Origin of the sequence: Plantactinospora sp. ZYX-F-223 (genome assembly GCF_039649625.1) — a bacterium.
In the GTDB taxonomy this organism is placed as follows: domain Bacteria; phylum Actinomycetota; class Actinomycetes; order Mycobacteriales; family Micromonosporaceae; genus Plantactinospora.
In genome coordinates this window covers 190,282-208,864 of sequence record NZ_JBDJAV010000006.1, presented here as the reverse complement: position 1 = coordinate 208,864, position 18,583 = coordinate 190,282, and the positions used below count along the sequence as shown (strand labels likewise).

Sequence of the window (18,583 nt, the reverse complement as noted above, 5' to 3'; positions counted from 1 at the left end):
GTGGTTCGGAAAAGTCGCGAGAGGTCAGGGAGTGAATGATGCGTACCCAGGTCGGGATCGTCGGGGCCGGGCCGGCGGGTCTGCTGCTGTCGCACCTGCTGCACCGGGCCGGCATCGAGTCGGTGGTGCTGGAGTGCCGCAGCCGGGAGTACGTCGAGCACCGGATCCGGGCCGGTGTGCTGGAGCAGGGCTCGGTCGACCTGCTCCGGCGTGCCGGGCTCGGTGCTCGGCTGGACCGGGAGGGGCTCCGGCACGAGGGCATCGAGCTGCGCTTCGGCGGTGCGGCGCACCGGATCGCGATGACCGAGCTGACCGGGCGGGCGATCACCGTCTACGGCCAGCAGGAGGTGGTGAAGGACCTGATCGCGGCCCGTACGGCCGCCGGCGGCGACCTCCGGTTCGAGGTCTCGGACGTACGCCTCGGCGGGCTCGACTCCGACTCGCCGGTGATCCGGTTCCGGCACCAGGGCCGTGCCGAGGAGTTGTACTGCGACTTCGTCGCCGGGTGCGACGGCTCGCACGGGGTGAGCCGGCCGAGCGTACCGGCCGGCGAGCTGACCGAGTACGACCGCGACTATCCGTTCGCCTGGCTCGGGGTCCTGGCTGCGGCCGCCCCGGCGACCGAGGAGCTGATCTACGCCCATCACGACCGGGGGTTCGCGCTCTACAGCATGCGCTCTCCGGAGATCTCCCGGCTCTATCTCCAGGTCGAGCCGGAGACCGACCTCGCCCAGTGGCCCGACGAGCGGATCTGGTCGGAGCTGCGCACCCGGCTGGAGACGGTCCCGGGGTGGACGCTCAACACGGGGCCGATCCTGGAGAAGAGCCTCACCGGGATGCGGAGCCTGGTGGTGGAGCCGATGCGGTGGCGACGGCTCTTCCTGGCCGGCGACGCGGCGCACATCGTGCCGCCGACCGGCGCCAAGGGGATGAACCTGGCGCTGGCCGACGTCACGCTGCTCGGCGACGCGTTCGCCGCCTTCTACCGGGAGGGTCGGGACCACCTGTTGGACGCCTACTCCGACACCGCGCTGCGTCGGGTCTGGCGGGCCCAGCACTTCTCCTGGTGGATGACCTCGCTGCTGCACCGGCTGCGGACCGACGACCCGTACGAGGCGAAGTTGCAGCTCTCGACGCTGCGCTACGTCACCTCGTCCCGGGCGTACGCCACCAGCCTGGCGGAGAACTACGTCGGTCTCCCCGAGGTCTGATCGGTGAACCTTTTTCAACCTGAACCGCGCGGCGCTCACGCATCGCGTCCGACCTTGCGGTTCGTGCGACCGCAAGGGGAGGTTGAAAAAGGTTCAGCGGGTGGCGGCCACCGTGGCCGGCTCCTGGGCCACGCCCCGACGGCGGGCGAGCGCGGCGTCCAGCGACCACCGTCCGGCGCCGAGGGCCGCGACCAGCAGGAAGGACCAGCAGAACAGGGCCGCGGTCTCGCCGCCGTTGTTCAGCGGCAGCAGCGCGTCGGGCTGGTGCACCACGAAGTACGCGTACGCCATCGAGCCGGAGCAGATGATCGCGGCGGGGCGGGTGCTCAGGCCCACCAGGACCAGCAGTCCGCCGACGAGCTGGATGAGGGCGGCGTACCACCCGGGCCAGGTGCCGATCGCGACCGCCTCGCCGCTTCCCCGGTTACCGCCGAAGATCCCGAAGAGGGAGGCGGCGCCGTGCATGGCGAACAGCAGGCCGAGCACGATCCGGAACAGCGTGGTGACGACGTCGGTGACTCGGGCATTGGACATGGGACTCTCCTTGCGACTGGCAGGAATAGCTGTTGGGTCCCACGGCAGAGTCACGCTATCCATTTACATTGATGTCTGTCAATAGGCTTCCATTGGGCCTTTCTCGGCTTCCCTTGCGGTCCGTCCCGACCCGCAGGTGAAAGGCGCGGTAAACGCGCCGCGCTGCGCAAATTGGAAAAGTTCCATTTCAGCCGGTCGGCGATACGACCGGTCCGGCACCCGTGACGTGAATGGTAACCTCGAACCGCCGCGCCGCGCGCTCCCCCGGCTCCCAGCCGCGCAGCAGCACCAGCCGCAGCGCCGTCCGGCCGGTCCCGGTGGCGGTGAACCGCAGGTGCCGGGTCCCGGCCCCACCCAACCCCTGCTGCCCCGGCCGGAACGCGTCCCCGGCCGGCGCGAGCACGGCGGTGTCCACCGCGTCGAGCTGCCATCGGTAGCCCGAACTGGGCGTCTCGGTGAGCTGGACGACCACCAGGTCCCCCGGCGCCGCCGGGTACGACCGGCCGCCGTCCGCCTCGGTCAAGTCAACGCGCGCCATGCCAGTCTCCGATCCCGGGTGCGGTGGGCGGCCCGCCCCGGCCGGTCAGTGCGGCAGCTCCACCGCACAGCACGCCTCTCCCTCGTTCTGAAGCAGGCCGTCAAAGTCGCCGCGCTTCATCTTGAACCGACCGCCCCAGCCCCACGCCGCACCCCAGGAGTTCTGGAACAGGTACGCGTCCTCGGACTCAATCCGGTCGAGCATCAGATAACAGTGCCCGCCCGCTCCCTGGCCGGTCGGCTTGACGAACCCGTTCTCGTCGGGGTTGAACATGTCGGCGGTCCACGCGGTGCCCACCACGACCGAACCCTGGTTGTCGATCCACTCGTCGATCTCCGCCGTGGTGTGCGCGAACGCGAACGCGGCGAGCCGGCCCCGCTCCCGGACGGCGAGCGCTCCGGACCGGACCGTCGAGCCGTTCTCCTTGCCGGGCTCGCCGTCGATCACCTTGGCCTCGTAGTAGAGGGCGTGGCCGTCGGCGTTCTGGTACGTGCCGGCCACCGGCATCGCGTCCACCCAGCCCGCCCAGCCGAACCCGACGCAGTGCCCGGTCTGGCCCTGGTCGAGCTGGACGGTCAACTCCCAGGCCGGCGCCCTGTCCCGGGCCGCCGCCGGGGCCACCGTCGGCTGCCGCTGGCTGCGCAACCAGCGCCAGAAGACCAGGTATGCCCGCCAGTCGGAGAAGTACGGCGTCTCGGTGAGCACCTGTTCCACCGTCATCTGCCGGATCGACTCGGCCGGCTCGGCGATCTCCAGCAGGCGCGGGATGTCCCAGTCCCGGGGATCGGGCCGGTAGAGCCGACCGAGCAACTGCGGACCGGGGATGCTGCTCGCGCTCGTCTCCGGCGGATCCACCGCGAAACGTCTCTGCTGCTCCATCGACTCGCCTCCGGCCGGGCCCTGACGGGCGGGTGGACACCGACGGCGTCAGGCCCAGCCCGGACATCGCCGCAGAACCCGTCCCGTAGCCGCCGCGGCACCCATTGTGCGCCCTGGGCACAATTCCGTGGGTCCGATCCGGCGAGTCCGCCGGCCTGACGGCGTGTCCACGGGCGTCGTCGTCAGCCCGAGGCGAGGTCGTATCGTCGGAGAGGGCCAGCCCGACGTGCTGGCCGCCCGCCGACCCGTACCCCGCTGGACACCGTCGTCCACGCCCGGCCGCCGGGCCGACATTCCGCCGCCCCGCACGGGCGCCGGTTCGGCATGGCCGCCCGCTCCGCACGACCACCGGAGGTAGTTCCCGCGATGTCCGTCGCCGTCCGCACCGCCAGCCCTGTCGACTTCGACGAGTTCGGTCCCTACCTGCCGAAGAACCGCGCCGGCCAGCCGCTGCAACGGGCCGAGCCGGCATTTCGCAACCGGATCACCACGGACGGATCGAGCGGGTTCCGCGCCGAGCCGGGGCGCTACCACCTGTACGCGGCGGCGCCCTGCCCGTTCTCCCACCGCTCGACCATCGTCCTGCGGCTGAAGGGCCTCACCGACGTCGTGTCGGTCTCGCTGGTGGATCCGATCCGGGATGGCCGGGGCTGGGCGTTCCGCGAAGGGGAGCGACATGGCCCGGACGAGGTGAACGGCTTCGCCTACCTGTCGGAGGCGTACGAAGCCACGGATCCGGAGTACGACAGCCACGTGTCGGTACCCGCGCTCTGGGACCGGAGGACGGGCCGGATCGTCTGCAACGACTACCGGGTGCTGAGTACGGATCTCGCCACCGCGTTCGACGAGTGGGCGACGGAGGACGTCGACCTCTACCCGGCTGGGCTGCGTACGGAGATCGACGAGTTGCACGAGTTCCTCTACACCCGGGTCCACGACGGCCCCTACCGGTGCGGGTTCGCCCCCTCACAGGAGGCGTACGAGCGGGAGGTGCGCGACCTGTTCGAGGCGCTGGACGTCCTCGACGCACGGCTGGCGGGGCAACGCTACCTGTTCGGCGACCGGCTCACCGAGGCCGACGTACGACTCTGGGTCACCCTGGCCCGGTTCGACGTGGTCTACGCGACCCACTTCAAGGCGAACCTGCGCCGAATCGTCGACTACCCCCACCTGTGGGCGTACGCCCGCGACCTCTACCAGCGACCGGCGTTCCGCGAATCCACCGACTTCGCGCAGATCAAGCGCCACTACTTCGTCACCCACCCCTGGCTGAACCCCACCCGGATCGTTCCGGCCGGACCCGACCTGGACTGGACGGCGCCACACGGCCGGGCCACCCTGACGGGTGGCCGGTGACCGGAGGCGCCGGGACAACCGCCCAAGGCCGACTCCCAGACGACTCCCCGCCGGGGTGGCCCTAGTCGACGGCGAGGTCGGCGCAGCCGGTCTCGTCCGGCAGCAACGGCCGCAGGCCCACCTGCCAGCGCTCGCCGCCGGAGGTCCACGGGGTACGGGCGTTCGCCTTGGTGGCGGCGCCCAGCAGCGCGGTTGCCTCGGCGCCGCGTACCTCGACGCAGCCCTGGTCGAGGCCCGACGACGGCGGCGACCCCGGCAGCGCTGGACCCGGCCAGGCGATCTCCGGTGGGGCGGCCAACCCGTTGTCGTCCGGGCGCCACGGGATCGCCACCGCCGCGACCGCCTCCGCCCGGTACGGCTGCGGCTGGTCGACCTTGTCCTGGCCCAGCGAGCCGGCCAGGTCGGTGAGCGCGGCGAGCAACTTCTGCAACTCGGCCCGGGCGGCCCGCTGCGCCTCGGTCAGCCCCGACGCGTTCTGCCCGCCCTCGGAAAGTGCGTACACCTCCAGCTCGTCCGTGTCGGCGGCGGACGACACGGTGAACCGGGTCGACGGGACGTCGGTGACGGAGGGTCGGCCGAGATCGGTGGCGGTGCCGACCCCGGCGGCCCGGGCCTGCTCGACCAGCCGGTCGACCTGCTCCGGCGTGAGGCGCTGCTGTTGGAGGTTCGGCAGCGCCGGCCCGGGATAGATGGCGAGCTGGGGACCCTCGGTGATGACCCGGCCGTCCGCGTAGATGGTCACCATCGGCACCCGGGTCAGCCGGGAGGCCGGCGCCAGGAATCCGCCGACCTGTTCCACCCGGAGCACTACACCGTTCGGGTCGGCGGGACCCGAGTCGCCGCCCGACCCTCCGCCCGGTCCGTCACCACCCGAGCCGGTGCCCTCGCGGGCACAGGCGGCGGCCAGCAGGAGCAGTGCGCCGACACAGGTTATCCGGACACCTCGCCACGTTCTCATGCCCATAAGACGGGCCGGGGTACCGGTCGGTTCCACGCCGCCGGCCGTCCCACGATCAACAGCCAAGCCCCACTTCATGAAGCTATCTTCGTCGTGGGTGGCGGGCGTCGTCGGCGGTTCGGGGACGAGGATGGCCTGCGTGATCGCCATGACACGGCGCCCGTGGTCACCACGAGGAGGACGAGTCGGTTGGAATAACGCAGACCTCGTCGACCGGCTGAGCCACATCCGCGCGGATCTCTCGACAACCAGCGCGGCAGGCATCTTCTCGACAAGAAGGTCCCGGATATGGACTGCGCGCCAATGCGGAACGGCCTCCGCTGCGGGCAGCGGGGCTACCAGCCCCGGCAACCCGGCGGAGGCCGATCAGGTTGAAACTTGATCAGTCGACGCACATCGCTTCGTGGGTCGACCTGAAAACCCATGTGCCGCCACCCGGAGACATGTAGATCATAAAGGTGTTGTAGGTCCCAGGGGTGCAGTCTCGTCCGACCGCGAGGACGGCGGCCCGGGCCCGCTGTTCGGCTGCACTGATCCCGGCAGCGTAGCTGTTGCCCGCCCCATCGGCAGTGGCGCTGCGGGGAGTGTCATATTCGTCGGCGTGCGCGGCCACGGGCGCGGTTGACAGGCCGACCGCCACCGCCGCTGAGACGACACCGAGCCGGCGGAGCCAAGTGACTTTTCGCATGCTTCTCCTTGCGGCGACGGGGCGATAAATCGACTGACGTAAATCTTCAGCTACGACGATGCGTGCTGGCATTGGCCAGTCGGACACCAAAATCTGGCCACCATACCGTTGTCCATGGTGGAGCACACGGCTAGGCGCCGATCCAACGTCTGCGGGCAGTACGCCTAGCCCTCCCGGGCAGCGAGGCTGACGAAAGCTCGCCACGCCTCCGGCCCGAAGGTCAGCACCGGACCCGCCGGGTCCTTGCTGTCGCGTACGGCAACCACGCCAGGCAGGTTGTCGGCCACCTCGACACACCCGCCACCGTTGGTGCCGCTGTGGGTCGACTTCCTCCACCGGGCGCTACTGAGGTGCATGTTGGCTCTCCACTTCCTTCAACAGGGCGAGCGACAGGCTCTCCGGCAAGGCTACGCCGCGCACACCCTCCCACCGTGTAAGGAGCGTAGCGATGCTCTCCTCGTCGTCGGCGACGAAATCGGTGAGCTGGTTCTCGATGTTCCCCACCCAGTTGCCGTCGGCGGACCTGGCCAGGGAGAGCTGTCCGTTGAGGCCGACGTGCAGCCCAGCGTCGGCGGGAATCAGGTGCAACTGGACGTGGGGCAGTTCGGCCATCCGCAGCAGGTGCCTGTACTGCTCGGCCATGATGGCGTCCCGGACACGCAGCGCCGATTCTTCGAGCACGGCGATCAGCAGGGGTGGCTGGTCGCGGGTCAGGATCTCCTGCCGTTCGAGCCGGGACGCGAGCAGCTTACCCAACGCCGCCTCGGGCCGGGTGGGTTCGAGGCGAAGCACCGCGCGGGCGTAGTTCTCGGTCTGGAGCAGTCCGGGGATCAGGCTGGGGTGGTAGCACCGGAGCTGCGTGGCGGTGCGCTCGGCGTCCAGCCAGCGCTTGAACCAGGTGGGCTCAGCGTCCCGCTGCGCCGCTTTGAGCAGGGACACGAACAGGCCGCCGGTCTCCAGGATCTCGTCGGCCCGGGTGGCGTACGGCATGTCGATCGCTCGGGTACCGGTCTCCACAGCGGACACCGTCGAGGCCGAGTAGTTCGTCCGCTTGCCGAACTCGTCCTGCGACTGGCCGCGCAGGGCTCGCTGCCGGCGGAGCTGGTCGCGGATGAACGCGAATGCGTCCTCGTGTTCCATCGGACCTCCAGAAAGCCTGTCTAGATCACCAGGTGGTCACCAGGCGTCGCCGGCGGCTCAGCAGACCTACGCCGTGACCTGCTCGATCGCCTTCCGAGCCTAGTGCCGTCCACAGCAGAGTGTCACTCAGCAGAACTGCTCGGTGACCGCCACGCGCCCGGGTGGAACTCGCCCCGGGAGCCGGTCTCGCCCCCCCACCGGGACCGGCTCCCCTCCAACTCCCCGAGGAGGTTGTGATGAAGAGGCTGCTCCGGCACCTGACCGGACCACGGCCCTACCACCGCCGGGACTGGCGCCGGCTCTGGCGGTACTGCCGCTGCGGTTGGCGCTGGCGCTGCCCGGATTCCCTCGAACTGGTACCCACGCCCTACCAGCCACCGCCCCCGGTCGAGTTGACCGAGGTGGAGCGGGCCGAGATCCGTACTCTGTCGGCCACGCCGCCACCCGTCACCCCGGACCCGCCGCCGGCCCGGGCTCGGGCCAGCAACCGTCGGCCCCAATGGGACGCGCCCACCTGGTCGTACCTGGCGAACGGTCGCCCGGGCGGGCTGACGCCCGCGCAGGAGTACCGCGCTCGGCAGGGCGCGCGGGTGTGACCGGTGATCGGCCCGCAGGAGCGTTGGCGTAAGCACATCCCGACGCACCCGTCGTACCGCTGCCGCAGGTGCACCGACCCGTGGCCCTGCCGGCCCGCCCGGCTGGCGCTGGTGACCGCGTATCGCCACGACCGGGTGGGCCTGATGGTGTACCTCGGCGCGCATCTCGCCCGCGCGCTGCGCGAGCTGCCCGACACGCATCCCGCACTGCTCGCGGGGCAGATCCTCTACTGGGTGCCCCGCCGCCGCTGACCACCTCGTCACCCGACCGACCCGCCTCGGGTCGCCGCTTCCCCTTCGGCGCCCCGGGGCGGGCCTCTGATCGGTGACAGTCGGTGCCACGCAGACCCGGGTGCACAGGCGGGGCAGCTCGACAGCCTGCGAAACAGTACCTCGGTCCGGAGCGCCTCCGCCCTCAGCATTCCTGGAGGATCCAGCACTCCTGGAGGGCGGTGGTCCGGCGGTCGACCGTAGCGCTCCGGTCGACCGCCGGACCGGCCAGCCGGGTCGGCGGGTCCTGCGGTCATGCCGCCGGGGAGGGAGCGGCCGCCGTCGGCCCCGACCCGCCGCCCGCTGGCGCGGAAAGATGCTCAGTTCACACAGCCCCGGCCCGGCCGCCGGCCCCGGGTGGAGACGAACTGGTACGACAGCGAGGCGAAGGCCGGGTCCTTGGCGAGTTCCCGGAACCCCTCCAACTGGTTCGGGGAGAGCCCGGTGGCGAGCAGCCGGGGTTCGAGCTGTCGGGAGTTCGTCTCGTGCAGCGACGCCCCGGTCGACCCGCCCGGCCAGCTCTGCGAGTGGGTGATGGTGTCCACGTCGGTCAGCCCGGCCAGCACCATCTCGGTGTGTACGTCCTGCGCCCAGGCCAGGTCGGCGCCCCGATCCTGGAGGATGTCGAGGGTCGCCTCCATCACCTGCTGGAAGAGCTTCGCCGCGTCGTCGGTCGGGGCGGCCAGCACCCGCAGTCCGGCGGTGCAGTCGAACTCCTCGACCACCAACCAGCCGCCCGGCGCCAGCGCACCGATCAGCTCGGCGAGTACCCGCCGCCGCTCGGGCAGGTGCAGCAGGACCAGTCGGGCGTGGATGACGTCGAACGGGCCGCCCTCCGGCGCTCCGGTCCGCACGTCGTGCTGGCGTACCACGAGGTTGCCCTCCGGCTCCAGCCGGGACGGTTCGATGTCGGTCGCGATGACCAGTCCGGTCGGGCCGACGACCCGGGCCATGTGCCGGGCGATCGAACCGCCGCCCGCACCCAGCTCCCAACACCTCGCCCCGGGGGTCAGCACCGGGGCGAGCCGCTCCGCCGTTATCGGATCGAGAAACGACTCCAGCGCCCGCATCTGCGCCTCGGCCTCCGGAGAGCGGTTGTCGAACGCGTAGCTGCTCTTGACAGGGGTGGCAGTCACGATCGGTACCTCCTTCGTGATGATCTGTGACGACTATCCGGGCACACGTCATCGCGCGTCAGCACCGGAGGAACATGGGGGTACCGGTGCCGACACGGAGTCAGCGGTGCGACGAACGTCGGGATCCGACGGTTCTCAGGGTGCGGATGAGGAAGAGGATGTGGTCGGGGCGGACCTGGGGTCTGCCGAGGGGTCGGAATCAGGCACGAGCGTGCCCGGGCCTCCCGTTGGCCCGGAGCGGGCGGAGTCCGGCCCGGTCGGGGCCGTCGACTCCTGGCCGGACGGGACCGGTCCGGTCCCTGCCGGCGTGGCCGCGCCCGCCACACTGAGTACCGCCTCTACCGGGGCGGGGTCGGCGCGCACGGCGGCCGTCGAGTCCGCGAAGACCAGCCGGCCGTAGTCCAGCACCGCGATCCGGTCGGCGACCTCGATCGCGTGCTGGAGCTGTTGTTCGACGAGCAGGATGCACAACCCGGCCCCGGCGAGCCGGGTCACGAGTTCCCGGACCCGGGCCGCCAGATCCGGGGCGAGCCCCTCGCCCGGTTCGTCGAGGAGCAGCACCCGGGGCTGGGTGAGCAGGGCCCGGGCGATGGCGAGCATCTGCTGCTCGCCGCCGGAGAGCTGGTTGCCCCGGTGGCCCAGCCGCTCGGCCAGCCGGGGCAGCAGTTCCAGCACCCCGGGGACCGTCCAGTTCGGACCTGATTGCGCCGTGCCGCGGCGGCGCAGCGAGGCGGCCAGGGTCAGGTGCTCGGAGACGGTCAACCGGGGAAACACCCGGCGTCCCTGCGGCACCAGGCCGACGCCGGCCCGGGCCACCCGGTGCGCCGGCTTGCCGGCCAGGTCCGCGCCGTCGACCGAGACGATTCCCCGGTACGGCCGCAGCAGGCCGGCGACGGCGTGCACCAGGGTGCTCTTGCCGGCGCCGTTGCGGCCGACCAGCGCCTGCACCGTACCGGCCGGCACCTCGATGTCGACGTCGTGCAGCACCGTACCGCCGTCGTAGCCGGCACGCAGGCCCTGCACCCGCAGCATCACCGCACCGCCTCGGCGTATGCCCGCCGGACGGCGGGTGCGTGGCGGATCTCGTCCGGCTCGCCGCTGGCGACCAGCCGGCCGTCGTGCAGCACGGTGACCGTGTCGGCCAGCGCGTACACCAGGTCCAGCCGGTGCTCCACCAGCAGCACCGACACGTCCCGGGGTAGTTCCGCCAGCAGCTCGGCCAGCCGGTGCACCTCCACACCGGAGAGTCCGGCGGCCGGCTCGTCGAGCAGCAGCAGGCGGGGACGACCGGCCAACGCCATGGCGATCTCCAACTGGCGCCGCTCGCCGTGCGACAGGTGCGCCGCCGTGGTCGACGCCGTGCCGGCGAGTCCGACCCGGTCGAGCAGGGACAGCGCGGGCTCGCGCAGCCGCCGCCGGAACCGGTTCCGGGTGCGTACGCCCCAGAACCCGCCGGCCTGATGCCAGCCGGCGACCACGACGTTCTCCAGTGCGGTCAGCGACGGCCAGACGGCCGGCCGCTGGTGGATCCGGCCGATCCCGATCCGGGCCCGCCGGGCCGGGCCGAGCCGGGTGATGTCCCGGCCGGCAAAGCGGATCCGCCCGCCGTCGACCCGGGTCGCCCCGCCGATCAGGTCGAGCAGGGTGGTCTTGCCGGCACCGTTCGGCCCGATCAGGGCGTGCCGCTCGCCGTCGGCGACCCGGAGGTCCACCCGGTCCACCGCGACCAGCGAGCCGTACCGGCGGATCACCGCCTCGGCGCTCAGCAGTGTCGTCATCGGGTCCCCTCCCCCGCCGCCGCGACGGGTTCGCCCCGGGACGGGCGGCCCTGGATTCCCGTCCCGGGGCGATCCCCCGGCCCGGTCCGGCCCCGCGAACGGGACCTGACCAGGTTGGCGAGCTCGGTCGAGAAACCGGCCACGCCACGGGGGAAGAGATAGGCGGTCAGCACGAAGAGACCGCCGAGCAGCAGCGGCGCGTACCCGGGCAGCAGGCCGGAGAGCCAGTCCCGTACCGCGATCACCAGGGCGGTGCCGACGATCGCGCCGCCGATCGACGCCGCACCACCGATCACCACGCCGAGCAGCAGCAGTGCGGAGACGTCGAAGCCGAAGTCGGCCGGCGAGACGTACTGCTGCGCGGTGATCAGCAGGGATCCGGCGACCCCCGCCACCGCGCCGGCCCCGACGAAGGTCACCGCCAGGTAGCCGGTGACCCGGTGTCCGGAGGCGCGGGTCCGCGCCTCGTCGTCCCGACTGGCCCGCAACAGCAGCCCTGCCGGCGTACGCAACAGCATCACCATGGCCGCTATCACCACCCCGACGACGACCAGCGTGTACAGATAGCGTGCGCGGTCGCTGGCCAGCGGAGCCATGCCCCAGACGGGCTGGATCGCCGGGATTCCGGCGAGCCCGTCGGTCCCTCCGGTGACGGACGTCCACCGACCGGCGGCGGTCACCGTCAGTTCACCGATGGCCAGGGTAATCATCAGGACGACCACGCCTCGGGCGTACACCACCAGCGGCACGGTGAGAAGGGCGAACAGCGCGCCGGCCGCCGCCCCGGTGAGCACCTGCACCACCCCGACCGACGAGACGTGCATCGCGACCAGGGCGCTGGCGTACGCACCGGCGGCGTACGGCCCGGTCTGGCCGAGCGTGGGCAGCCCGGCCAGCCCGGTCAGCAGCGCCACGCTCACCCCGACCAGCCCCAGCACCAGGGTTCGGGCGAGGAGTGAGGTGGTGTAGGCGTCCACGGACCAGGGCACCGCGACGGCGACGAGGAGCAGTCCGGCTCCCCCGGCCCGGAGCAGCCACCGCCGGGCGGCCGGGTTCACGTCGTACCCCCTGGGCGCAGCCGCAGGAACCGGCCGGGCAGCCCGCGGGCCCGGACGGCGAGCACCAGGGCCATCGCCGCGAAGAGCAGGAACGGCGCGGCCGTCGGCGCCAGCGCGACGCCGAGACTCTGGATCTCGCCGACGGCGAGGGCGGCCACCAGGGTGCCCTGGACCGAGCCGAGGCCGCCGAGCACCACCACGACCAGGGAGAGCAGCAGCACGGTGTCGCCGGTGGTCGGCGCCGGGCCGATGATCGGCGCGCCGAGCACCCCGGCGGCGCCGGCCAGCGCGCCGGCCGCGGCGAGCACGCCGAGCCGGATCCGGGCCGGGTTCACCCCGAGGCAGGCGACCATGTCGGCGTCGTCGACCGCCGCCCGGACCAGCATCCCGGCCCGGGTCTTGGCCACCGCCAGCCAGAGCAGCACCGCGATCAGCGCGGCCACCCCGATGAAGACCAGCCGGTACGCCGCGTACCGGTGCCCGGCCACCTCCACCGAACGGTCCAGCGCGGCGGGGATGTGCACCGGAAGGCTGTCCGGACCGAACGCGGTGACCAGCAGGGCGCCCCCGGCCAACGCGACCCCGAAGGTCAGCAGCGCCTGGGTCAGGTGGTCACGCCGGGCGACCGGCGCGAGCAGGCCCGCGAGCAGACCTCCCGCACCGGCCGCCGCCAGCGTCCCCACGCCCAGGGCGAGCAGCAGGCTGCCCCAGCCGCCGTCCAGCAACGCCGCGGCGAGGTACGCGCCGATCGCGTACAGCAGCCCGTGCGCCAGGTTGAGGATGTTCGCCACGCCGAAGCAGAACACCAACCCGGACGCCGCGACGAAGAGCAGCAACCCGTAGGCGACACCGTCCAGAGCCGGGATCAGGTACGGGTCGACCGGGCCGAGCACCCGCGCCGATTGGAGCATCATCCGCCCACGGTCGCCAGGTCACCGACGACGGTGTTGGAGAGTGCCCGCCCGTCCTGCCGGACCTGCCGCAGATACCACTTCTGCACCGGCGAGTGTGTCTCCTTGGAGAACTGCCAGGTGCCGCGCGGGCTGTCGATCTGGCCGAGCCCGGCGATCGCCTTGTTGATCTCCTCCGGGGTGGGGTTGTCGCCGGCCGCGCCGATCGCCTTGTCCAGCACCGCCGCCGCGTCGTACGAGGCCATCGCGTAGGTGGTGGGCGAACCGTCGTGGTTCTCCTTCCAGGCCGCCACGAAGGAGCGGTTCTCGGCGTTGTCCAGGTCGGGCGAGTAGTTGAGTACGGAGTAGATGTTCCGGGCCGCCTCGCCCTGTGCGTTCAGCACGCCGCCCTCGGTGAGGAAGCCGGCGGCGTAGAGCGGCAGGTCCTTGATCTCCGACTGGGCGTACTGCTTCACGAAGTCGACGGCGGCGGTACCGGCGTAGAAGGTGAAGACCGCCTCGGCCCCGGATGCCTTGATCTTCGCGAAGTACGGCAGGAAGTTGGTGGTCTGCGGGAACGGCGTCCACAGTGTCTTGCCGTCCGGGTTGGCGAGCTTGCCGCCGATCTCCTTGAAGGTGTCGGTGAAGCCGCGCAGCTCGTCCCAGCCGCCCTGGTAGTTCGGGCCGATCGCGAAGACCTCGCCCTTGACGTTGTCCCGGACGTACTCGGCGATCGCCGCGCCCGGCTCGTCGGAGAGGTAGGAGGTGAACCAGGACCGGGAGACGTCCTTCAGCCCCGGGTTGCCGTTGGAACCGACGAACGGGATCTTCGCCTCGGCGAGCACCGGGGCGACCCCGGCCACCGAGCCGCCGCCGACGATGCCGGTGAGCGCCTGCACCCGGTCCTGTTTGATCAGCTTCGTGGCGGCCGGTACGGCGGTCTGCGCGCCGTTGCCCTCGTCGGCGACGATCAGGTCGACCTTGTGGCCGCCGAGCTTGCCGTCGTGCATCCGCAGGTAGAGCTCGAAGCCGTCGCGGATCTCCGTGCCGACCGCCTCGTAGGTGCCGGACAGTGAGGCGAGCAGACCGATCTTTATCGTGCCCGGCGTGCCGCCGGCGTCGTCGCCGCTGTTGCAGGCGCTGCCGGCCACGGTCAACCCGAGGGCGAGCAGCGCGCCGGTCAGGGCGCGACGCCGGCTCGTACCGGTGGGGAAAGGCATGACTTCTCCAGTCGAGGGGTGAGGGAAGGTTGTGGGGAAGGTGTGGTCGTGGGGTGGTGGCCGCCGGGTTGGCGGAGCCGGCCGGAGGGGGTGCCGGGACGACGACTTCGCGGGAGGCCGACCCGGCCACCGGGCGGTGCGGCGGCCCGGTGTGTCGGAACTGGCTCCGCACACCGGGCGCCGCGCCGCCGTCAGCGTCCCTGCGCCACCGCGGCGCGGGCGGCCGGCGTCAGTACGTCTCCAATCCGGTTCGCCAGTTCCGTCATCTCGTAGGAGACCTTGCCGACGTCGCAGGTGGGCGCCGCGAGGACCAGCAGCGAGGCACCGTCGTTGAACGCCATCGAGAACATGAAGCCGCCCTCGAGCTGGGTGACGTTGGAGATCACCGCGCCCGCTTCGAAGAAGCCCGCGGCGCCCCGGAGCAGGCTGACCAGGCCGCTGCCGGTGGCCGCGAGCTGGTCGGCCCGGTCCGGGGGCAGGTTCCGGGTGGACGCCACCATCAGGCCGTCGCTGGAGATGGCGATGGCGTGACTGACCTCCGGGGCCCGCTCGACGAAACTGTCCAGCATCCAGCCGAGATCTCGTTGGTTCACGTAGTACTCCCTGTCGCGTCGCTTGTCGCCGAGGCGTTCACCAGCTTGGGACGGCGGGCGGCCACGCCCCGGGCGTAGGCGGCCATCGCGTTGGCCACCTCGGCCGGGTCGCGGTGCTCCGAGACCGGCTGCTGTTCGGGTGGCGGGGCGACGCCACCCGGCACGAGGTGCCGCTGCGGCTGACGGATCGGGAGCCCGGACGGGGTGGTCCCGGAGATGTCCGGGTTGGCCAGCCCGGTGGCGGCCCGCCATCCCTCGTCGCCCCGGGTCTGCCAGCCCGTCGTGGCGTAGCCACCGTTGGATCCGCCGGTACCCTTGGCGGCACCGACCGGCGGGCCGACCGGTTCGGGACTTCCCCCCACTGGGCTGCTCGCGCCGTTGCCCGCACCGTTGCCCGGGGGCGCCCCGACCGGGGTGCCCGACCGGTCGGTGCGGAACCAGTTGTTGACCTGCTCGAAGATGACCAGTTCCTGGGTCGGGTCGTCGCTCCGGTCGGCCCGCTGGGTCGGCCGGAAGACCGACCCGGACGGCAGCGCCCGCTCCGAGGTCGGCCGCCGGGCCGGGCCGTTCGGGGTGACGGTCGACGAGGAGACCGGTACGGCGGTGCCGCGTACCCGGCCCTCCGGCATCGTCGACAGCCGGCCGGGCGCCAGCAGTTGGGTCTCCGGCGGGACGGGGCGGATCAGCGTCGCCGGCAGCGAGATCTCGGCGATGGTGCCGAGCTTGGGGCCGGGCCGCAGTTCGACCGCCACCCCGAGCCGACCGGCGAGCTGGCCGACCACGACCAGACCCATCGCCCGGACCGCCGCCACGTCGGTGGCCGGCGGCCGGGCCAGCAGGTCGTTGAGCTGTGCCAGCCGTTGCAGCGAGAGCCCCACACCCTCGTCGCTGACCTGCACGATGACCCGGTCGCCGAGGCTGCGCGCGGTCACCCATGCCTCGGTCTCCGGCGGCGAGTACGCGGTCGCGTTGTCCATCAGCTCGGCGAGCAGGTGCACCACCTCGTCGACCTTGTCGGCCGCGACCGCCACGTCCGGGTCGACGACGCCGATCCGGACCCGGGTGTAGTGCTCGATCTGCGACAGCGCCGCCTGCACGACCTTCTGCATCGGTACGTCCTCGTGGCGTACCCGCCCGACGCCCACACCGCCGAGCACGAGGAGGCTGGCGTTGATCCGTCCCATCCGGGTCGCCAGGCTGTCCAGGGTGTAGAGCTGCTGTAGCCGTTCCGGGTCGGTCTCGTCCTGCTCGACCTTGTCCACCTGGGCCAGTACCGCATCCACCAGCCGCTGCTCGCGGCGGCTGAGGTGGACGAAGATGTCCGCCGTGTTGGCCCGCATGACCGCCTGCTCGGCGGCGGTACGCACGGCCGCCTGGTGTACGGCGGCGAACGCCTGGCCCACCTCGCCGATCTCGTCACCGCTGGACGCCTCCAGGGTGGAGCCGGACGCCCGGGCCAGGGCCTCCGGATGGATGCCGGCACTGTCCAGGCTGCGCAGTTCGGCGACCATCGCCGGCAGCTCGGTGTACGCCACCGAGTGCGCCGCGTCCCGCAGTCGGCGCAGCCGCCGGGTGATCTGCCGGGCGACCGCCCAGGTGACCAGTACGGTCAGCAGCAGCGCGACCGCCATCGCGGCGCCCTCGGCGACGGCCCGCCAGCGTTGCTCCACCCGGGCCGCGTCCACCTCGGCCAGCACGGCGGAGTCGACCCGCTGCTGCACCTCGAACAGCCGGGCGGCCCAGCCCTGGGTGGCACCGATCCAGGCGTTGGTCTCGACCTCCAGCGGGGCGCCGATCTCGGCCCGGGAGACCTGGTCCTGGAGGCGTTGCAGGGTGAGCGCCTCCTTGCCGCTGCCGGCCTGCTCCCACCAGACCTGCCACTGGCCGGGGGCGAGACCGAGGAAGGCCAGGCTGGATTCGGTGAAGCCGGTCCGGGCGGCGGTGATGTCCTGCTGCATCGCCGGGGTGAGCTGGCCGGCGGCGATCGCCCGCAGCACCGCCACCTGTTGCTGGCCGAGCGCCTCCGCGGTCTTCGACAGCGCGGCGGCGGCCCGGATCCCGTCGGCGACCTCGGCCGAGACGACGCCCTGGGCGATCGACTCCCGGTACGCGAGCAGGTCGGCGATGATGATCCGGTAGCTGAACGTGGTGGCGGAGACGGCCGCGTGCGCGGCGGTACGCACCTGGGTCCGCAGCGGCGACAGGTCGGCCAGTGCGTTGTCGATCCGGGCCAGTACGCTGCCCGGCCCGGCGGCCGGCTCGGGGGCGAGCGCCCGTTGCCGCTGGTAGCGCGCGACGATCTCGTCGGTGGCGGCTGCCTGCCGGGCGTAGGTGTCCTGCTGCCGGGGCGTGGCGGCGGTCAACAGGTCGGCCGCGGCCGCCCGTTCCCGCTGGAGCTGGTAGGCCAGCCGGCCGGCCTCGGTGCCCAGTTGGGCCAGTACGCCGAGGTCGCTGGCCTGCTCGGCCTGCCGGGCGCTGTCTGCCAGCGCCAGTCCGGCGAACCCGACGACCGCCACCAACGGCGCGGCCACGATGATGCGCATCCGAGAGGCGATCTTCCAGCCGCGCCGGCGTACGGGCTGGGGTCGGGCCGCGTGGGATCGGGTGGTCGAGGCCAAGACTGACTCCCACGGCTCGTCATCGAGGAGATCTGCATCTTGCAGTTAGCAAGTCCCATTGCGCCGGACCGGCGGGGCCGAACAACAGGGTTAACCGTGGTACAAACAGCTCGTACCACTATCTGTACCCGCCGATGAACAGGCAGTTACTTCCGCAGGAAGCGATACCCGGGAGGTCGGTCGACGCGCTGGCCGACCCGCGTCTGGTGGTGCACGACAGTCAGGTGGGAGCGGTTCAGTGCCGGCGGCGCAGCGCGCCGACCCGACCTCGCCGGTGCGACTCGGCAAAGGGCCGCCGGGCCTCGCCGGCCGGTCGGTGGCCCTCGGCCACCGGCGGCCGGGGCTCCTCTGTTGGCGGCGGGGCGTCGGGATGACCGGCGTCGTCGCCGTGCAACCGGTGCACCTGCGCCGCGAGGCGGTGCGCCTCCTCGGTGAGCCGGTGCGCCTCCTCCGGCCGCCGGTCGGACTCCGCCGGGAAGTGCACCCGCAACATCTGGTCGATCAGGTCCCGCAGCTCGTCGATCGCGTCCACCACGGACTGTCGCTCCCCGACGGTGGGCTCGGGGTCGGCCCCGGCCGGCTCCGCGCGGACGGGCGCGGCGCCGCGCGGCCCCCGCCGTCCGTCCGCGGCGATCTGCTCGACCGCCACCTGCGGCCAGAGCGCGGTGAGCAGACCTCCGGTCCCGAGTACGTCGTCACAGCGCACGGCGAGCTCCTGGCTGCCGTACCGGCGACCCGCCTCCACCGCCGCCACCGTCTCCCGGCTGAACCGTACGCGGTCGGCGAGGGCGCGCTGGGTCAGCCCCTTGCGGGTGCGCCAGCGGCGCAGTTCGCGCTGGAACTGTCGGGTGGCCATCGACTCGGCGGTACCTGACGACGCAGCGTCCATTTGCTCACCTTCGTTGGTCAGCGATCCGATCACTCGCACCAGATCATGAGACGCGCGGAACAGATCATGACCCGGCATTTGCCGGGGCCAATTCTTACCTCCGGAGCGACGAGTGTGAAGCCTTACGCGCCACCTATCGTTGACGGTAAGTGAAAAACCTCGCACGCTGATCTACTTGACGGTACGAAAACGATCTACAAGGGAACGGACCACCACCGGTTGCCCGGATTC

The 18,583-nt window shown here is 71.9% G+C and carries 20 protein-coding genes; 4 read left to right on the top strand and 16 right to left on the bottom strand.

The genetic code is table 11. From position 1 onward, the window contains the following. Nucleotides 1-38: 38 nt before the first annotated feature. Nucleotides 39-1,211 (top strand): 4-hydroxybenzoate 3-monooxygenase, encoded by a 1,173-nt coding sequence (locus AAH979_RS08680; RefSeq protein ID WP_346257533.1) that lies wholly within the window; start codon nt 39-41, stop codon nt 1,209-1,211. A gap of 93 nt (nt 1,212-1,304) precedes the next feature. On the opposite strand, the gene AAH979_RS08675 is transcribed toward AAH979_RS08680, so the two are convergent. The 3 genes from AAH979_RS08675 to AAH979_RS08665 all read right to left on the bottom strand — a co-directional run bounded on the left by AAH979_RS08675 (nt 1,305) and on the right by AAH979_RS08665 (nt 3,162). Beyond that, complete coding sequence (locus AAH979_RS08675) at nt 1,305-1,745, bottom strand: DoxX family protein (protein WP_346257532.1); 441 nt, start codon at nt 1,743-1,745, stop codon at nt 1,305-1,307. A gap of 187 nt (nt 1,746-1,932) precedes the next feature. After that, entirely contained in the window at nt 1,933-2,283 is a 351-nt protein-coding gene (locus AAH979_RS08670) for a protease inhibitor I42 family protein (RefSeq protein WP_346257531.1), read from the bottom strand. Between the two features lie 45 nt (nt 2,284-2,328). Further along, the gene (locus AAH979_RS08665; protein WP_346257530.1) at nt 2,329-3,162 is read right to left on the bottom strand and encodes a C1 family peptidase; all 834 of its coding nucleotides are present in this window, start codon (nt 3,160-3,162) and stop codon (nt 2,329-2,331) included. A 366-nt stretch (nt 3,163-3,528) separates the two neighbouring features. On the opposite strand from AAH979_RS08665, the gene AAH979_RS08660 reads away from it, so the two are divergent. Then, on the top strand, nt 3,529-4,518 hold the full coding sequence (locus AAH979_RS08660; RefSeq protein ID WP_346257529.1) for a glutathione S-transferase C-terminal domain-containing protein: 990 nt from the start codon (nt 3,529-3,531) through the stop codon (nt 4,516-4,518). Nucleotides 4,519-4,579: 61 nt separating this feature from the next. Here AAH979_RS08660 and AAH979_RS08655 read toward each other — a convergent pair whose 3' ends face one another. From AAH979_RS08655 to AAH979_RS08640, 4 genes are all read right to left on the bottom strand, one after another. After that, nucleotides 4,580-5,476, bottom strand: a complete 897-nt coding sequence (locus tag AAH979_RS08655) for a hypothetical protein (RefSeq protein ID WP_346257528.1) — start codon at nt 5,474-5,476, stop codon at nt 4,580-4,582. A gap of 382 nt (nt 5,477-5,858) precedes the next feature. Beyond that, entirely contained in the window at nt 5,859-6,164 is a 306-nt protein-coding gene (locus AAH979_RS08650) for a hypothetical protein (RefSeq protein ID WP_346257527.1), read from the bottom strand. Between the two features lie 164 nt (nt 6,165-6,328). Continuing rightward, entirely contained in the window at nt 6,329-6,520 is a 192-nt protein-coding gene (locus tag AAH979_RS08645; protein ID WP_346257526.1) for a DUF397 domain-containing protein, read from the bottom strand. Next, nucleotides 6,507-7,304 carry a helix-turn-helix transcriptional regulator gene (locus AAH979_RS08640; protein ID WP_346257525.1) on the bottom strand — a complete coding sequence of 266 codons (798 nt, stop codon included), beginning with the start codon at nt 7,302-7,304 and terminating at the stop codon, nt 6,507-6,509. Before AAH979_RS08640 ends, AAH979_RS08645 begins: the two co-directional genes overlap by 14 nt. A 236-nt stretch (nt 7,305-7,540) precedes the next feature. Between AAH979_RS08640 and AAH979_RS08635 the strand changes: the two genes are divergently transcribed. Next, nucleotides 7,541-7,900, top strand: coding sequence for a hypothetical protein (locus tag AAH979_RS08635; protein ID WP_346257524.1), 360 nt, complete (start codon nt 7,541-7,543; stop codon nt 7,898-7,900). Between the two features lie 3 nt (nt 7,901-7,903). Then, the gene (locus AAH979_RS08630; RefSeq protein WP_346257523.1) at nt 7,904-8,152 is read left to right on the top strand and encodes a hypothetical protein; all 249 of its coding nucleotides are present in this window, start codon (nt 7,904-7,906) and stop codon (nt 8,150-8,152) included. A gap of 338 nt (nt 8,153-8,490) precedes the next feature. On the opposite strand, the gene AAH979_RS08625 is transcribed toward AAH979_RS08630, so the two are convergent. The 9 genes from AAH979_RS08625 to AAH979_RS08585 form a co-directional block, all read right to left on the bottom strand. Further along, complete coding sequence (locus AAH979_RS08625) at nt 8,491-9,306, bottom strand: class I SAM-dependent methyltransferase (RefSeq protein WP_346257522.1); 816 nt, start codon at nt 9,304-9,306, stop codon at nt 8,491-8,493. Nucleotides 9,307-9,441: 135 nt separating this feature from the next. After that, on the bottom strand, nt 9,442-10,338 hold the full coding sequence (locus AAH979_RS08620; protein WP_346257521.1) for an ABC transporter ATP-binding protein: 897 nt from the start codon (nt 10,336-10,338) through the stop codon (nt 9,442-9,444). Further along, nucleotides 10,338-11,084 (bottom strand): ABC transporter ATP-binding protein, encoded by a 747-nt coding sequence (locus AAH979_RS08615; protein ID WP_346257520.1) that lies wholly within the window; start codon nt 11,082-11,084, stop codon nt 10,338-10,340. The genes AAH979_RS08620 and AAH979_RS08615 overlap by 1 nt, the downstream gene beginning before the upstream one ends. Then, complete coding sequence (locus AAH979_RS08610) at nt 11,081-12,142, bottom strand: branched-chain amino acid ABC transporter permease (RefSeq protein WP_346257519.1); 1,062 nt, start codon at nt 12,140-12,142, stop codon at nt 11,081-11,083. Before AAH979_RS08610 ends, AAH979_RS08615 begins: the two co-directional genes overlap by 4 nt. Further along, nucleotides 12,139-13,056 carry a branched-chain amino acid ABC transporter permease gene (locus AAH979_RS08605; protein ID WP_346257518.1) on the bottom strand — a complete coding sequence of 306 codons (918 nt, stop codon included), beginning with the start codon at nt 13,054-13,056 and terminating at the stop codon, nt 12,139-12,141. Before AAH979_RS08605 ends, AAH979_RS08610 begins: the two co-directional genes overlap by 4 nt. Next, the gene (locus AAH979_RS08600; protein WP_346257517.1) at nt 13,053-14,252 is read right to left on the bottom strand and encodes an ABC transporter substrate-binding protein; all 1,200 of its coding nucleotides are present in this window, start codon (nt 14,250-14,252) and stop codon (nt 13,053-13,055) included. The genes AAH979_RS08605 and AAH979_RS08600 overlap by 4 nt, the downstream gene beginning before the upstream one ends. A gap of 191 nt (nt 14,253-14,443) precedes the next feature. Further along, the gene (locus AAH979_RS08595; RefSeq protein ID WP_318396450.1) at nt 14,444-14,821 is read right to left on the bottom strand and encodes a roadblock/LC7 domain-containing protein; all 378 of its coding nucleotides are present in this window, start codon (nt 14,819-14,821) and stop codon (nt 14,444-14,446) included. Nucleotides 14,822-14,841: 20 nt separating this feature from the next. Then, nucleotides 14,842-17,388 carry a nitrate- and nitrite sensing domain-containing protein gene (locus AAH979_RS08590; RefSeq protein ID WP_346257516.1) on the bottom strand — a complete coding sequence of 849 codons (2,547 nt, stop codon included), beginning with the start codon at nt 17,386-17,388 and terminating at the stop codon, nt 14,842-14,844. A 310-nt stretch (nt 17,389-17,698) separates the two neighbouring features. After that, on the bottom strand, nt 17,699-18,352 hold the full coding sequence (locus AAH979_RS08585; RefSeq protein ID WP_346257515.1) for a helix-turn-helix transcriptional regulator: 654 nt from the start codon (nt 18,350-18,352) through the stop codon (nt 17,699-17,701). Nucleotides 18,353-18,583: the final 231 nt, after the last annotated feature.

Bases quoted from the DNA above. Each gene is read 5' to 3' on its own strand.
- AAH979_RS08680 (WP_346257533.1), top strand. From the start codon at position 39: ATGCGTACCCAGGTCGGGATCGTCGGGGCCGGGCCGGCGGGTCTGCTG.
- AAH979_RS08675 (WP_346257532.1), bottom strand. From the start codon at position 1,745: ATGTCCAATGCCCGAGTCACCGACGTCGTCACCACGCTGTTCCGGATC.
- AAH979_RS08670 (WP_346257531.1), bottom strand. From the start codon at position 2,283: ATGGCGCGCGTTGACTTGACCGAGGCGGACGGCGGCCGGTCGTACCCG.
- AAH979_RS08665 (WP_346257530.1), bottom strand. From the start codon at position 3,162: ATGGAGCAGCAGAGACGTTTCGCGGTGGATCCGCCGGAGACGAGCGCG.
- AAH979_RS08660 (WP_346257529.1), top strand. From the start codon at position 3,529: ATGTCCGTCGCCGTCCGCACCGCCAGCCCTGTCGACTTCGACGAGTTC.
- AAH979_RS08655 (WP_346257528.1), bottom strand. From the start codon at position 5,476: ATGAGAACGTGGCGAGGTGTCCGGATAACCTGTGTCGGCGCACTGCTC.
- AAH979_RS08650 (WP_346257527.1), bottom strand. From the start codon at position 6,164: ATGCGAAAAGTCACTTGGCTCCGCCGGCTCGGTGTCGTCTCAGCGGCG.
- AAH979_RS08645 (WP_346257526.1), bottom strand. From the start codon at position 6,520: ATGCACCTCAGTAGCGCCCGGTGGAGGAAGTCGACCCACAGCGGCACC.
- AAH979_RS08640 (WP_346257525.1), bottom strand. From the start codon at position 7,304: ATGGAACACGAGGACGCATTCGCGTTCATCCGCGACCAGCTCCGCCGG.
- AAH979_RS08635 (WP_346257524.1), top strand. From the start codon at position 7,541: ATGAAGAGGCTGCTCCGGCACCTGACCGGACCACGGCCCTACCACCGC.
- AAH979_RS08620 (WP_346257521.1), bottom strand. From the start codon at position 10,338: ATGCTGCGGGTGCAGGGCCTGCGTGCCGGCTACGACGGCGGTACGGTG.
- AAH979_RS08615 (WP_346257520.1), bottom strand. From the start codon at position 11,084: ATGACGACACTGCTGAGCGCCGAGGCGGTGATCCGCCGGTACGGCTCG.
- AAH979_RS08605 (WP_346257518.1), bottom strand. From the start codon at position 13,056: ATGATGCTCCAATCGGCGCGGGTGCTCGGCCCGGTCGACCCGTACCTG.
- AAH979_RS08600 (WP_346257517.1), bottom strand. From the start codon at position 14,252: ATGCCTTTCCCCACCGGTACGAGCCGGCGTCGCGCCCTGACCGGCGCG.
- AAH979_RS08595 (WP_318396450.1), bottom strand. From the start codon at position 14,821: ATGCTGGACAGTTTCGTCGAGCGGGCCCCGGAGGTCAGTCACGCCATC.
- AAH979_RS08590 (WP_346257516.1), bottom strand. From the start codon at position 17,388: ATGCGCATCATCGTGGCCGCGCCGTTGGTGGCGGTCGTCGGGTTCGCC.
- AAH979_RS08585 (WP_346257515.1), bottom strand. From the start codon at position 18,352: ATGGACGCTGCGTCGTCAGGTACCGCCGAGTCGATGGCCACCCGACAG.